Origin of the sequence: Streptomyces bottropensis ATCC 25435 (assembly GCF_000383595.1) — a bacterium.
Lineage (GTDB): Bacteria > Actinomycetota > Actinomycetes > Streptomycetales > Streptomycetaceae > Streptomyces > Streptomyces bottropensis.
This window is the reverse complement of the sequence record NZ_KB911581.1, coordinates 6,708,392-6,721,931: the sequence shown is the minus strand read 5'-3', so window position 1 is coordinate 6,721,931 and position 13,540 is coordinate 6,708,392. Positions and strand designations below refer to the sequence as shown.

Genomic DNA, 13,540 nt, shown 5'->3' with positions numbered 1-13,540 from the left:
ACTATCGGGTAGTTTCGCCTGCTTCAGAGCAGGTGGAGGACCCGGTAGCGTGAACTGTCAATCCCCTCTCCCTTCGCAGGAGTGTGTCCTCGCCGTGCGTATCGCAGTCTCCGGCTCCATCGCCACCGACCATCTGATGACCTTCCCGGGCCGCTTCGCCGACCAACTCGTCGCGGACCAGCTGCACACGGTCTCCCTCTCCTTCCTCGTCGACCAGCTCGACGTACGCCGGGGTGGTGTCGGCGCGAACATCGCGTTCGGCATGGGACAGCTCGGCACGCGCCCGATCCTGGTCGGCGCGGCGGGCTCCGACTTCGACGAGTACCGCGCATGGCTCGACCGGCACGGGGTGGACACCGCCTCCGTGCGCATCTCCGAGACGCTGCACACGGCCCGCTTCGTGTGCACCACGGACGCCGACCACAACCAGATCGGGTCCTTCTACACCGGAGCGATGAGCGAGGCCCGCCTCATCGAGCTGAAGACCGTCGCCGACCGCGTCGGCGGCCTCGACCTCGTCCTGATCGGCGCGGACGACCCGGAGGGGATGCTCCGCCACACGGAGGAGTGCCGCACCCGGGGCATCCCGTTCGCCGCCGACTTCTCGCAGCAGATCGCCCGCATGGACGGCGACGAGATCCGGATACTGCTGGACGGCGCCACCTACCTCTTCTCCAACGAGTACGAGAAGGGCCTCATCGAGTCCAAGACCGGCTGGTCGGACGCGGAGATCCTCGCCAAGGTCGGCCACCGGGTGACCACGCTCGGCGCGCGCGGCGTCCGCGTCGAGCGGGCCGGCGAGGACCCCATCGAGGTCGGCTGCCCCGAGGAGGAGCGCAAGGCCGAGCCCACGGGTGTCGGCGACGCCTTCCGGGCGGGCTTCCTCTCCGGGCTGGCCTGGGGTGTCTCGCTGGAGCGGGCGGCGCAGGTCGGCTGCATGCTCGCCACCCTCGTGATCGAGACGGTGGGGACGCAGGAGTACCAGCTGCGGCGGGCGCACTTCATGGACCGGTTCGAGAAGGCCTACGGGGACGAGGCGGCGGCGGAAGTGAAGAAGCACCTGGGCTGAGAGGGCCGGGGCGACCACCGGATTGCCGGGTCGGTGCGTTGTCGGCCGCGGATTCGATATGGCCGGTCGCGCTCGCGCGGCGGAGCCGCATAACGACACAGCCCCGCGCCCCGAAGAGAGGCCTTCGGCCTCACCTTCACGGGCGCGGGGCTCCCGTCAGCTCACCCGGCGCACCACGTACGCCGAACCCCGCTCCGCCGGCTCTTCCCCCACGTACTCCTGACCCCGCATCTCGCACCACGCCGGGATGTCCAGGCGCGCCGCCTCGTCGTCCGAGAGGACACGGACGGTGCCGCCGACCGGGACGTCCCCGATCACCTTGGCCAGCTCGATGACGGGGATCGGGCACCGCTTGCCGAGCGCGTCCACGACGAGGGCGTCCTCCCGCACGGCCGTCACGGCGGTGCTCACCGGCGCCCCCAGCTTCTCCCGTACCGCCGCGACCGCCCCCGGCAGCACGGACAGGAACCGTTCGACGTCCTCGGCCGCCGCCCCCGCCGGCAGGGAGACCCGCACGTTCCCCTCGCTCAGCACCCCCATGGCCCGCAGCACATGGCTGGGCGTCAGCGTGCTGCTCGTACAGGAGGAGCCCGAGGAGACGGAGAAGCCCTCGCGGTCCAGCTCGTGGAGCAAGGTCTCCCCGTCGACATAGAGACACGAGAAGGTGACCACCCCCGGCAGCCGGCGCTCCGGATCGCCCACCACCTCCACATCGGGCACCAGCGACGGCACCCGCGCCCGGATCCGCTCCGTCAACTCCCGCAGCCGCACCGCCTCCGCGTCCGCCTCCGCCCGCACGGCCCGCAGCGAGGCGGCGGCCGCCACGATCGCCGGGATGTTCTCGAACCCGGCGGCCCGCCCCGACTCCCGCTCGTCGGCGGGCCCTTGCGCCGCGAAGCGCACCCCCTTGCGCACGGCCAGGAGACCGACCCCGGACGGGCCACCCCATTTGTGCGCGCTGGCGGTCAACACCGACCAGTCGCCGTTCACCCGCCCCCACCCGAGCGACTGCGCCGCGTCCACCAGCAACGGCACGCCCGCCGCCCGGCACGCCCGCGCGACCTCCGCCACCGGCTGCTCGGTCCCCACCTCGTGGTTGGCCGACTGCAGACACGCAAGCGCCGTGTCGGGGCGCAGGGCCTCGGCGTAGGAGGACACGGCGACCGACCCCGTACGGGCCACCGCCACCCGGGTGACCGACCCGCCGTCGGCCTCGTGCGTCAGCGCCGCGTGCAGCACCGAAGAGTGTTCGACGGACGACACGATCAGGTGGCGCCCCACCCGCCGCCGCCCGGCCAGCACCCCCGCGATCCCGGAGTGCACCGCCCGGGTCCCCGACGAGGTGAAGACCAGTTCGTCGGCCCGGCATCCGACCGCCTCGGCGGCGGCCTCCCGGGCCGCGTCCAACAGCAGCCGCGCCCGCCGCCCCTCCCGGTACAACCGCGCGGGATCGGCCCACCCTTCGTCCAGCGAGGCCGTCAGGGCCTGCCGCGCGACGGGATGAAGGGGAGCGGAGGAAGCGGAGTCGAAGTAGGCCACAGGGCAACGCTAAAGCCTCGGGCCGACGACACCGGGGCGAGGGGAACTGCGCGAACAGGCACAACGCGCGCGCACCCGCCAAATCACCCGAAGCCCCGAGCTATTACGCGCTCGGCATGACCCGCGGAGTGTTGGGCCCCCCTCCCCGCGCGACCCCAAAACGCGTCCAGTAGGGTTTGGTCCGCATAAACATCCAAACCCCTGCCCGTCGCAGGGCGGCGACCGACCAGCGAGAAGGCCGCAGCCATACCGCGCGGGCGAGACTCTCGGGAAGGCGCTACGTGAGTCCCAACGGCTCCGACCGCTCGCCGCGGCGCCCGATGCGGCGGAAGCTGCTGCAGGCAATGACCGCAGGCCTGGTCCTGGCGACCGCCACCGGTTGCACATGGGAGGACTTCCCCCGCCTGGGTATGCCCACCCCGACCACGGAAGAGGCTCCGCGGATCCTCTCCCTGTGGCAGGGGTCGTGGGCGGCCGCGCTCGCCACGGGCGTGCTGGTGTGGGGCCTGATCCTGTGGAGTGCTTTCTTCCACCGGCGCAGCCGCACCAAGGTCGAAGTTCCCCCACAGACCCGGTACAACATGCCCATCGAGGCGCTGTACACGGTCGTCCCGCTGATCATCGTCTCGGTGCTCTTCTACTTCACCGCCCGCGACGAGTCGAAGCTCCTCGACACGTCCAAGAAGCCCGATCTCACGGTCAACGTGGTGGGCTTCCAGTGGAGCTGGTGCTTCAACTACATCGAGAACGTCGAAGGCTCCACCGGCGACGCGGCCACCGACGAGAACCTGGCCGCGATCCCGGACCGGTACAAGAAGGACTTCCCGGCGAACGCCGGCGGCGTCTACACCTGCGGCATTCCTGGCGACAAGAACCCGCAGACCGGCAACCCGGGCCCGACGCTCTGGCTCCCGGAGGGCAAGACGGTCCGCTTCGTCCTGACCTCGCGTGACGTCATCCACTCCTTCTGGGTGGTGCCGTTCCTCATGAAGCAGGACGTCATCCCGGGCCACACCAACGCCTTCCAGGTGACTCCCAACCAGGAGGGAACCTTCCTGGGCAAGTGCGCCGAACTGTGCGGCGTGGACCACTCACGGATGCTCTTCAACGTGAAGGTCGTCTCCCAGGAGCGCTACGAGGAGCACCTCAAGTCGCTCGTGGAGAAGGGCCAGACCGGTTACGTCCCGGCCGGCATCGAGCAGACGAAGCACGAGAAGAACCGGGAGACGAACGTACTGTGAGCATCCTCAATGAACCTCAGGGTGCCGAGACAGCGGGTTCCCACTACGAGGACGAGCTGCCGGTCCGGCGCCAGCGTCGTGGTGAGGTCGTCGTCAAGTGGCTGACGACCACCGACCACAAGACGATCGGCACGCTCTACCTGGTCACGTCGTTCGCGTTCTTCTGCATCGGCGGCGTCATGGCGCTCTTCATGCGCGCCGAGCTCGCCCGTCCGGGCACGCAGATCATGTCGAACGAGCAGTTCAACCAGGCGTTCACGATGCACGGCACGATCATGCTGCTGATGTTCGCGACGCCGCTGTTCGCCGGGTTCGCCAACTGGATCATGCCGCTGCAGATCGGCGCGCCGGACGTGGCGTTCCCGCGGCTGAACATGTTCGCGTACTGGCTGTACCTCTTCGGTTCGCTCATCGCGGTCGCCGGCTTCCTCACCCCGCAGGGCGCGGCCGACTTCGGCTGGTTCGCCTACAGCCCGCTGTCGGACGCGGTCCGCAGCCCGGGTATCGGCGCCGACATGTGGATCATGGGTCTGGCCTTCTCCGGCTTCGGCACGATCCTCGGCTCGGTCAACTTCATCACCACGATCATCTGCATGCGCGCGCCCGGCATGACCATGTTCCGCATGCCGATCTTCGTGTGGAACGTGCTGCTGACCGGTGTCCTGGTCCTGCTCGCCTTCCCGGTCCTCGCGGCCGCGCTGTTCGCCCTGGAGGCGGACCGCAAGTTCGGCGCGCACGTCTTCGACGCGGCCAACGGCGGCGCGTTGCTCTGGCAACACCTCTTCTGGTTCTTCGGCCATCCAGAGGTGTACATCATCGCCCTGCCGTTCTTCGGCATCATCTCCGAGGTCATCCCGGTCTTCTCCCGTAAGCCGATGTTCGGCTACATGGGCCTGATCGGAGCGACCATCGCGATCGCCGGCCTCTCGGTCACGGTGTGGGCGCACCACATGTACGTCACGGGCGGCGTGCTCCTACCGTTCTTCTCCTTCATGACGTTCCTCATCGCCGTACCGACGGGCGTGAAGTTCTTCAACTGGATCGGAACGATGTGGAAGGGCTCGTTGTCCTTCGAGACACCGATGCTCTGGGCCACCGGCTTCCTGATCACCTTCACCTTCGGTGGTCTGACCGGTGTCATCCTGGCCTCGCCGCCGATGGACTTCCACGTCTCGGACTCGTACTTCGTGGTGGCGCACTTCCACTACGTGGTGTTCGGCACCGTCGTCTTCGCGATGTTCTCCGGCTTCCACTTCTGGTGGCCGAAGATGACGGGCAAGATGCTCGACGAACGCCTCGGCAAGATCACCTTCTGGACGCTGTTCATCGGCTTCCACGGCACGTTCCTCGTCCAGCACTGGCTGGGCGCGGAGGGCATGCCGCGTCGTTACGCGGACTACCTCGCGGCCGACGGGTTCACCGCGCTGAACACGATCTCCACGATCGCCTCGTTCGTCCTCGGTCTGTCGATCCTGCCGTTCCTCTACAACGTGTGGAAGACGGCCAAGTACGGCAAGAAGGTCGAGGTCGACGACCCGTGGGGCTACGGCCGCTCGCTGGAGTGGGCGACGTCCTGCCCGCCGCCGCGGCACAACTTCCTCACCCTGCCGCGGATCCGCAGTGAATCCCCGGCGTTCGACCTGCACCACCCGGAGATCGCCGCGCTCGAACAGCTCGCGCACGGCGGCCCGGCGGCGGACGAGCTCGCGGCCAGCGGCAAGGAGGCCGGCAAGTGAAGGTCCAAGGCAAGATGTTCATCTGGCTGAGCGTCTTCGTCCTCGCCATGGCGATCGTCTATGGCGTGTGGTCGAAGGAGCCGGCCGGTACCACGGCGCTGTTCCTGGCCTTCGGCCTGTGCATCATGGTCGGCTACTACCTGGCCTTCACGGCCCGGCGGGTCGACGTGGGCGCGCAGGACGACAAGGAGGCCGACGTCGCGGACGGCGCCGGTGAGATCGGGTTCTTCAGCCCGCACAGCTGGCAGCCCCTCGCCCTCGGCATCGGTGGCGCCCTCGCCTTCATGGGCGTCGTCTTCGGCTGGTGGCTGCTGTACTTCTCCACCCCGATCATCCTGATCGGTCTCTGGGGCTGGGTCTTCGAGTACTACCGGGGCGAGAGCCAGAACCAGTGACACCGCGCCCGTAACACGCGCAGAGCGGACGGAAGCCCGGACACTCCGAGAGGAGGTCCGGGCTTCCCCCTTTTGCCACACCGTCCGTAGCTCGGTCGGGTCACCCGGCGCGCCACGCCTGACGGGCGTTCCTACGGTGAACTCATGAGCACATCACCCCGTAACCGTACGGTCGCCGGCTGCACCCTGTTGGTGGTCTCCCTGGGAGCGGGCGTCACCGCCTGCGGTTCCGGTGGCCACCCGCTCTCGGGCAAGCCGTACGACGCGGCCGACCAGGTCTCCTTCAACACACCGACCGGCGAGGGCGCCAAGGCCGACCCCGACAAGCCGCTGGAAGTCACGGCGCAGGACGACGGACGCATCACCGACGTCACCGCCGTGGACGCCGCAGGACGCTATGTGGCGGGCGAACTCTCCGAGGACGGAGGCCGCTGGCACTCCACCTCACCGCTGGCCGCCAACGCCCGCTACACGGTCCGGGTGAGCACCGAGGACGAGGACGGCGCCCCCGGCCGCGAGACCCTCGCCTTCGACACCGGCCGCCCCCTCACCAAGAAGCGCCTGAACGTCACCTTCGGGCCGAAGGAGGGCCGGTACGGCGTCGGTCAGCCCGTCACCGCGGAGCTGAGCCGCCCGGTCAAGGACAAAGCCGCCAGGGCCGTCGTCGAACGCGCGTTGAAGGTGGACTCCACCCCCGCCGCCGAGGGCGCCTGGCACTGGGTGGACGACAAGAAGCTCCACTACCGCCCGAAGGAGTTCTGGCCCGCCGAGGCCACCATCCGGGTGCACAGCAACCTGGAGGGCCTCAAGGTCGGCGACCGGCTCTGGGGCGGGAAGGCCGAGCCCATCGAGCTGACGACCGGCGCCAAGATAGTCGCCGTCACCGACGCCTCCTCGCACCGGATGACGGTCTACAAGAACGACCAGGTCATCAAGGAGATACCGGTGACCACCGGCAGACCCGGCTACGACACCCGCAACGGCGTCAAGGTCGTCCTGGCCAAGGAAGGCACCGTTCGCATGACCAGCGCCAGCATAGGCGCGTCGGACTTCTACGACCTGACCGTGCACCACTCCGTCAGGGTCACCAACAGCGGCGAGTACGTCCACGCGGCCCCCTGGTCGACCGGCTCCCAGGGATACGCCAACGTCAGCCACGGCTGCACCGGCATGAGCATGGGCAACGCCGAGTGGTTCTACGACACCATCAACGAGGGCGACATCGTCGAGGTCGTCAACTCGGCCGGCGACACCATGGCCCCCTTCGGCAACGGCTACGGCGACTGGAACCTCGACTGGAAGAACTGGCGCGAGGGCAGCGCCCTGGTCGGCGGCACCGCGGAAACGCCCTCCGCCCAGGTGCAGGCCCGCCTGAGACCGGAGTCGGTGTAGGGGCGGGCCCGCGGCGGGCTAGGCGCTCAGCGCCTGCTTGCGGCGCAGCAGCGACGCCAGTGCCGAGGCGAACTCCACCGGCTCCACCGGCAGCGTCACCGCCGCGTCGGCCCGGCTCCAGGTCGCCAGCCACGCGTCCTGCGGCCGCGCGATCAGCACCAAGGCGGGCGGGCACTCGAAGATCTCGTCCTTGATCTGCCGGCACACGCCCATGCCCCCCATGGGCGCGGCCTCGCCGTCCAGGACGACGACGTCGATCCCGCCCCTGTCCAGCTCCTTGATGACGGCGGCCGGGGTGGCGCACTCCAAGAACTCGACCTGCGGCACGTCGGCAGCCGGTCGCCGGCCGGTGGCCAGCCGCACCTGCTCCCGGGTGCCCGAGTCGTCGCTGTAGACCAGCACCGTGGCGGTCGGCTGCATTGTTCCTCCGTTACGCAGTGGTCGGACGTCGTACGGACAACAAGACGGACAGGGCCCGATGCGCGGATGCTACTCCCTCGAACACCACGTCAGCACCGGTACGGAAGGGAGCAACACTCCGAACGGCACCCCCCGGAGTGAGGGCGGGATAAGCGACCGACATAATGTCGGTCGTGGCGACAGCAACGACAGTAGAAACCGGGCACGCGCACCCGTCGGTCAACCGGCCGAACCTCACCAGCGTCGGAACCATCATCTGGTTGAGTTCCGAGTTGATGTTCTTCGCGGCCCTCTTCGCGATGTACTTCACCCTGCGATCGGTGACCGGTCCGGAGTTCTGGCACGAGAAGGCCGGCACTCTGAACTTCCCGTTCTCGGCGACGAACACCACGATCCTGGTGCTCTCCTCCCTCACCTGCCAGCTCGGTGTGTTCGCCGCCGAGCGCGGGGACGTGAAGAAGCTCCGGATGTGGTTCATCGTCACGTTCGTGATGGGTGCGATCTTCATCGGCGGTCAGGTCTTCGAGTACACCGAGCTGGTCAAGCACGAGGGCCTGTCGCTCTCGTCCGACCCGTACGGCTCGGTGTTCTACCTGACCACCGGCTTCCACGGCCTGCACGTGACGGGCGGTCTCATCGCCTTCCTGCTGGTCCTCGGACGCACCTACGCGGCCAAGAGGTTCACCCACGAGCAGGCCACCGCGGCCATCGTCGTGTCCTACTACTGGCACTTCGTCGATGTCGTCTGGATCGGCCTCTTCGCCACGATCTACATGATCAAGTAGACCGGGCGGCCGGGCCGGGCGGACCGAACGCCTGCCTCGAACCGAGAACGACCCTTCCAGAAGCACCGACGCAGAAGATCCTGACACCGGGGTAATCCGTGAAAAAGCTCTCCGCACGACGACGCCATCCGCTGGCGGCGGTCGTCGTCCTATTCATCGCGTTGGCGGCCTGCGCGGGGCTGTACACCGCCTTCGCCCCCGCGGACAAGGCGCAGGCCGACGAAACCGCCCAGACCCTGACCATCGAGGAGGGCAAGAAGCTCTACTCGGTCGGGTGCGCCAGCTGCCACGGCAACGGCGGTGAGGGCACCACCGACGGTCCTTCCCTGGTGGGTGTGGGCGCGGCGGCAGTCGACTTCCAGGTCGGCACCGGCCGTATGCCGGCCCAGCAGCCGGGCGCGCAGATCCCGAAGAAGCCGGTCGTGTACTCGCAGGCCGAGATCGACCAGCTCGCGGCGTACATCTCGTCGCTGGGCGCCGGTCCGGAGATCCCGACCGAGAGCGCGTACGACCCCGAGGGCGCGGACATCGCCGAGGGCGGCGAACTGTTCCGCACCAACTGCACGCAGTGCCACAACTTCACCGGCAAGGGCGGTGCGCTGTCCGAGGGCAAGTACGCGCCGGACCTTGAGGGTGTCTCCCCGAAGCACATCTACGAGGCCATGCAGACGGGCCCGCAGAACATGCCGTCCTTCCCCGACACCACGCTGACGGAAGAAAACAAGAAGGACATCATCGCGTACCTCGACGCGGTCAACGGCGACGACACCGTGGAGCCCGGTGGCCTCAGCCTCGGCGGACTCGGCCCGGTCAGCGAAGGTCTCTTCGGCTGGGTGTTCGGGCTCGGCCTGCTGATCGCCGTCGCCGTCTGGGTCGCCGCTCGGACCGCAAAGGCCAAGAAGTCATGAGTAGCCAAGAGATTCCAGAAGAGAACCTGCCCATCGAGCAGGACGCGCACGGCGCGGTGCAGGTCGCGGACGAGAAGCATCCCTTCGCGGACCCCGGCCTCCCGCCCCACGAGCACCGGGTCCAGGACATCGACGAGCGGGCCGCGAAGCGGTCCGAGCGGACGGTCGCCCTGATGTTCACGGTGTCGATGCTGGCCACCGTCGCCTTCATCGCCTCGTACCTCGTGATCGACGTACACAAGTCGATCTACGTCTGGCCGATCGGTCACATCAGCGCGCTGAACTTCGCGCTGGGCATGACGCTGGGCGTCTCGCTGTTCTGCATCGGCGCGGGCGCGGTCCACTGGGCCCGCACGCTGATGTCGGACGTGGAGGTCGCCGACGAGCGTCACCCGATCGAGGCGGCGCCCGAGGTCAAGGCGAAGGTCCTGGCGGACTTCGCGGACGGTGCCAAGGAGTCCGCGCTCGGCCGTCGCAAGCTGATCCGCAACACGATGTTCGGCGCGCTGGCCCTGTTCCCGCTCTCCGGTGTGATGCTGCTGGGCGGCCTCGGTCCGGCGCCCGGCACCAAGCTGCGCCACACCACCTGGGCCAAGGGCAAGAAGCTCCTCAACATGAACACCAACGAGCCGCTGCGTCCCTCGGACGTCGCGGTGGGGTCGCTGACCTTCGCCATGCCGGACGGCCTGAGCGAGCACGACCACGACTTCCAGAAGAACATCGCCAAGGACGCCCTGATGATCGTCCGGATCCAGCCGGACGACATCAAGGACAAGCGCGAGCTGGAGTGGTCCCACGAGGGCATCGTGGCGTTCTCGAAGATCTGCACCCACGTGGGCTGCCCGATCTCCCTGTACGAGCAGCAGACGCACCACGTGCTCTGCCCCTGCCACCAGTCCACCTTCGACCTCGCCGACGGCGGACGGGTCATCTTCGGCCCCGCGGGTCACGCCCTTCCGCAGCTGAGGATCACCGTCGGTGAAGACGGCTACCTCGAAGCGGTCAGCGACTTCGATGAGCCCGTCGGTCCTGCCTTCTGGGAGCGCGGATGAGCACTACGACCACCACCGGTTCGCGCGACAGGCGCGAGAAGGCACCGGCCGGCGAGCGCGTCGCCGACTGGGCCGACGGCCGGCTCGGGATCTACTCCCTGGCCAAGTCCAACATGCGCAAGATCTTCCCCGACCACTGGTCGTTCATGCTGGGTGAGATCTGCCTGTACAGCTTCATCATCATCATCCTCACGGGTGTGTACCTGACGTTGTTCTTCCACCCGTCGATGAACGAGGTGGAGTACCACGGCCCGTACGTCCCGCTGCAGGGCCAGCTGATGTCCGAGGCGTTCAACTCGACCATGCACATCTCGTTCGAGGTGCGCGGTGGTCTGCTGATCCGGCAGATCCACCACTGGGCGGCGCTGATCTTCCTCGCCGGCATGTTCGTGCACATGATGCGCGTGTTCTTCACGGGCGCGTTCCGCAAGCCGCGTGAGGTCAACTGGCTGTTCGGCTTCCTGCTGTTCGTCCTCGGCATGTTCACCGGCTTCACCGGTTACTCGCTCCCGGACGACCTGCTCTCCGGCACCGGTGTCCGCTTCATGGAGGGGGCGGTCCTGTCCGTGCCGATCGTCGGCACGTACCTGTCGTTCTTCCTCTTCGGCGGAGAGTTCCCGGGCGGCGACTTCGTGGCCCGCTTCTACTCGGTCCACATCCTGCTGCTGCCGGGCATCATGCTCGGCCTGCTGGTGGCGCACCTGATCCTGGTCTTCTACCACAAGCACACGCAGTTCGCGGGCCCCGGCAAGACGAACAACAACGTCGTCGGCATGCCGCTGCTCCCGGTGTACATGGCGAAGGCCGGAGGCTTCTTCTTCCTGGTCTTCGGCGTCATCTCGGTGATCTCGGCGATCGCCACGATCAACCCGATCTGGACCATGGGCCCCTACCGGCCGGACCAGGTGTCCACCGGCGCCCAGCCCGACTGGTACATGGGCTTCTCCGAGGGCCTGATCCGTGTCATGCCGGGCTGGGAGATCAACTTCTGGGGCCACACGCTCGTCCTGGGCGTGTTCATCCCGCTGGTGATCTTCCCGCTGGTCCTGGTCGCGATCGCGGTCTACCCGTTCATCGAGTCCTGGGTCACCGGCGACAAGCGCGAGCACCACATCCTGGACCGCCCGCGCAACGTCCCGACCCGTACGGCCTTCGGTGTCGCGTGGATCACCTGGTACATGGTCCTGCTGATCGGTGGTGGAAACGACCTCTGGGCGACCCACTTCCACCTGTCGATCAACTCGATCACCTGGTTCGTCCGGATCGCGTTCTTCGTGGCCCCGGTGATCGCGTTCATCGTCACCAAGCGCATCTGCCTCGGCCTGCAGCGCCGGGACAAGGACAAGGTGCTGCACGGTCGGGAGACCGGCATCATCAAGCGTCTGCCGCACGGTGAGTTCATCGAGGTCCACGAGCCGCTCAGCCAGGAGCAGCTGCACACGCTCACGGCGCACGAGCAGTACGCGCCGGCCGAGATCGGTGCCGCGGTCGACGAGAACGGTGTCGCCCGCAAGATCACGCGCCTGTCGAAGCTCCGCGCCAAGCTGAGCAAGGGCTACTACGGCGAGGACAGCCAGATCGCCAAGCCCACCGTCGAGGAGTACAAGGAGATCACGAGCGGCCACGGCCACCACTGATCGTCCCGCTTCGCCACACCACGGTCGAAGGGCCCCCGTCCGATCTTCGGACGGGGGCCCTTCGCCGTGCTCCGACCTGGATAGGGTGGGTGCATCAGTGATTTCACGATCCGCGCGGCCCCTTTCTGCCCGCGGTGACGACACCCAGGAGCGGCTATGAGCGCTGTGACCCCCGCTGGAGGCGACACCGCGGCGGGCCGTTCCTGGCCGGCGGTACTGAACGCGCTGCTGTCCGGGCACGACCAGGACGCCGGTGCCACCTTCTGGGCGATGGACCAGATCATGCGCGGCGAGGCGACGGACGCGCAGATCGCCGGGTTCGTGGTGGCGCTGCGGGCCAAGGGGGAGACCGTCGAGGAGATCACCGGTCTCGTCGACGCGCTCTACGAGCACGCCAACGTGATCGAGGTGGCCGGGGAGACGGTCGACATCGTCGGCACGGGCGGGGACGGCGCCAAGACGGTCAACATCTCCACGATGTCGTCGATCGTCGTCGCCGGTACGGGCGCGAAGGTCGTCAAGCACGGGAACCGGGCCGCGTCGTCGGCGTCCGGCGCGTCCGACGTGCTGGAGAAACTGGGCGTCAATCTGGAGCTGACCCCGAAGCGGGTGGCCGAGGTCGCCGACGAAGCCGGGATCACCTTCTGCTTCGCGGTGAAGTTCCATCCGGCGCTGCGTCATGTGGCCGCCGCGCGGGGCCAGTTGGGCATCAGGACGGTCTTCAACGCGCTCGGCCCGCTGGCCAACCCCGCGAAGGTGCGCGCCCAGGCCGTCGGTGTCGCCGACCCCCGGATGGCCCCCATCATGGCGGGCGTCTTCGCCGGGCGCGGCAACTCCTCGCTGGTCTTCCGGGGCGACGACGGCCTCGACGAGCTGACGACGACGGCGACGTCACGGGTGTGGGTCGTCCGGGACGGCAAGGTCACCGAGGAGGCCTTCGACCCGCGCGACGTGGGGCTGGAGCTCGTGCCCGTGGAGGCGCTGCGGGGGGCCGACGCGTCGTACAACGCGGATGTCGCGCGGCGGTTGCTGGGCGGCGAGACCGGGCCGGTGCGGGATGCGGTGCTGTTGAACTCGGCGGCGGCGCTGGTGGCGTTGTCGCCGACGTCCGGGCCGCTGGCGGAGCAGCTGCGGGACGGGATGGCCAGGGCCGCGGAGTCGATCGACTCGGGGGCTGCGCGACAAGCTCTCGAACGGTGGGTCGCCGCCACCAACCGGTAGTGCGTCGGGCGCGGGCCCGGTGGGGCTTCTCGCGCAGTTCCCCGCTCCCCTGAAGACATCAGGCCCTGCGGGCCTGAAGGACGGCGGTCGGGCGGGGCTGGAGGACGGCGGTGGGGCGGGCCAAGGACGGCGGTCGGGCGGGCTT

The 13,540-nt window shown here is 68.4% G+C and carries 12 protein-coding genes; 10 read left to right on the top strand and 2 right to left on the bottom strand.

Annotated elements, in window-relative coordinates:
* Nucleotides 1-94 precede the first annotated feature (94 nt).
* Nucleotides 95-1,069 carry a carbohydrate kinase family protein gene (locus STRBO_RS0129960; protein ID WP_005478334.1) on the top strand — a complete coding sequence of 325 codons (975 nt, stop codon included), beginning with the start codon at nt 95-97 and terminating at the stop codon, nt 1,067-1,069.
* 156 nt (nt 1,070-1,225) lie between these two features.
* On the opposite strand, the gene STRBO_RS0129955 is transcribed toward STRBO_RS0129960, so the two are convergent.
* Complete coding sequence (locus STRBO_RS0129955; RefSeq protein ID WP_005478332.1) at nt 1,226-2,608, bottom strand: cysteine desulfurase/sulfurtransferase TusA family protein; 1,383 nt, start codon at nt 2,606-2,608, stop codon at nt 1,226-1,228.
* A gap of 281 nt (nt 2,609-2,889) precedes the next feature.
* On the opposite strand from STRBO_RS0129955, the gene ctaC reads away from it, so the two are divergent.
* From ctaC to STRBO_RS0129935, 4 genes are all read left to right on the top strand, one after another.
* Nucleotides 2,890-3,849: an aa3-type cytochrome oxidase subunit II gene (gene ctaC, locus STRBO_RS0129950; RefSeq protein WP_020115275.1), complete on the top strand. Its 960-nt coding sequence runs from the start codon at nt 2,890-2,892 to the stop codon at nt 3,847-3,849.
* The gene (gene ctaD / locus STRBO_RS0129945; protein ID WP_005478330.1) at nt 3,846-5,585 is read left to right on the top strand and encodes an aa3-type cytochrome oxidase subunit I; all 1,740 of its coding nucleotides are present in this window, start codon (nt 3,846-3,848) and stop codon (nt 5,583-5,585) included. Before ctaC ends, ctaD begins: the two co-directional genes overlap by 4 nt.
* Nucleotides 5,582-5,980, top strand: a complete 399-nt coding sequence (locus tag STRBO_RS0129940) for a cytochrome c oxidase subunit 4 (protein WP_020115274.1) — start codon at nt 5,582-5,584, stop codon at nt 5,978-5,980. The genes ctaD and STRBO_RS0129940 overlap by 4 nt, the downstream gene beginning before the upstream one ends.
* A gap of 144 nt (nt 5,981-6,124) precedes the next feature.
* Nucleotides 6,125-7,372, top strand: a complete 1,248-nt coding sequence (locus tag STRBO_RS0129935) for a L,D-transpeptidase (RefSeq protein ID WP_005478326.1) — start codon at nt 6,125-6,127, stop codon at nt 7,370-7,372.
* Nucleotides 7,373-7,390: 18 nt separating this feature from the next.
* On the opposite strand, the gene STRBO_RS0129930 is transcribed toward STRBO_RS0129935, so the two are convergent.
* The gene (locus STRBO_RS0129930) at nt 7,391-7,792 is read right to left on the bottom strand and encodes a response regulator (protein ID WP_005478325.1); all 402 of its coding nucleotides are present in this window, start codon (nt 7,790-7,792) and stop codon (nt 7,391-7,393) included.
* A gap of 164 nt (nt 7,793-7,956) precedes the next feature.
* Here STRBO_RS0129930 and ctaE point away from each other — a divergent pair, with 164 nt between their 5' ends.
* The 5 genes from ctaE (at nt 7,957) to trpD (ending at nt 13,395) form a co-directional block, all read left to right on the top strand.
* The gene (ctaE, locus tag STRBO_RS0129925; protein WP_005478323.1) at nt 7,957-8,577 is read left to right on the top strand and encodes an aa3-type cytochrome oxidase subunit III; all 621 of its coding nucleotides are present in this window, start codon (nt 7,957-7,959) and stop codon (nt 8,575-8,577) included.
* A gap of 98 nt (nt 8,578-8,675) precedes the next feature.
* Nucleotides 8,676-9,485: a cytochrome bc1 complex diheme cytochrome c subunit gene (gene qcrC, locus STRBO_RS0129920; protein ID WP_005478320.1), complete on the top strand. Its 810-nt coding sequence runs from the start codon at nt 8,676-8,678 to the stop codon at nt 9,483-9,485.
* Entirely contained in the window at nt 9,482-10,537 is a 1,056-nt protein-coding gene (gene qcrA, locus STRBO_RS0129915; protein WP_005478318.1) for a cytochrome bc1 complex Rieske iron-sulfur subunit, read from the top strand. Before qcrC ends, qcrA begins: the two co-directional genes overlap by 4 nt.
* Entirely contained in the window at nt 10,534-12,174 is a 1,641-nt protein-coding gene (gene qcrB, locus STRBO_RS0129910; protein WP_005478316.1) for a cytochrome bc1 complex cytochrome b subunit, read from the top strand. Before qcrA ends, qcrB begins: the two co-directional genes overlap by 4 nt.
* A 156-nt stretch (nt 12,175-12,330) precedes the next feature.
* Nucleotides 12,331-13,395 carry an anthranilate phosphoribosyltransferase gene (trpD, locus tag STRBO_RS0129905; RefSeq protein ID WP_020115271.1) on the top strand — a complete coding sequence of 355 codons (1,065 nt, stop codon included), beginning with the start codon at nt 12,331-12,333 and terminating at the stop codon, nt 13,393-13,395.
* Nucleotides 13,396-13,540 lie beyond the last annotated feature (145 nt).

Bases quoted from the DNA above. Each gene is read 5' to 3' on its own strand.
- ctaE (WP_005478323.1), top strand. From the start codon at position 7,957: ATGTCGGTCGTGGCGACAGCAACGACAGTAGAAACCGGGCACGCGCAC.
- trpD (WP_020115271.1), top strand. From the start codon at position 12,331: ATGAGCGCTGTGACCCCCGCTGGAGGCGACACCGCGGCGGGCCGTTCC.
- qcrA (WP_005478318.1), top strand. From the start codon at position 9,482: ATGAGTAGCCAAGAGATTCCAGAAGAGAACCTGCCCATCGAGCAGGAC.
- STRBO_RS0129935 (WP_005478326.1), top strand. From the start codon at position 6,125: ATGAGCACATCACCCCGTAACCGTACGGTCGCCGGCTGCACCCTGTTG.
- qcrB (WP_005478316.1), top strand. From the start codon at position 10,534: ATGAGCACTACGACCACCACCGGTTCGCGCGACAGGCGCGAGAAGGCA.
- STRBO_RS0129930 (WP_005478325.1), bottom strand. From the start codon at position 7,792: ATGCAGCCGACCGCCACGGTGCTGGTCTACAGCGACGACTCGGGCACC.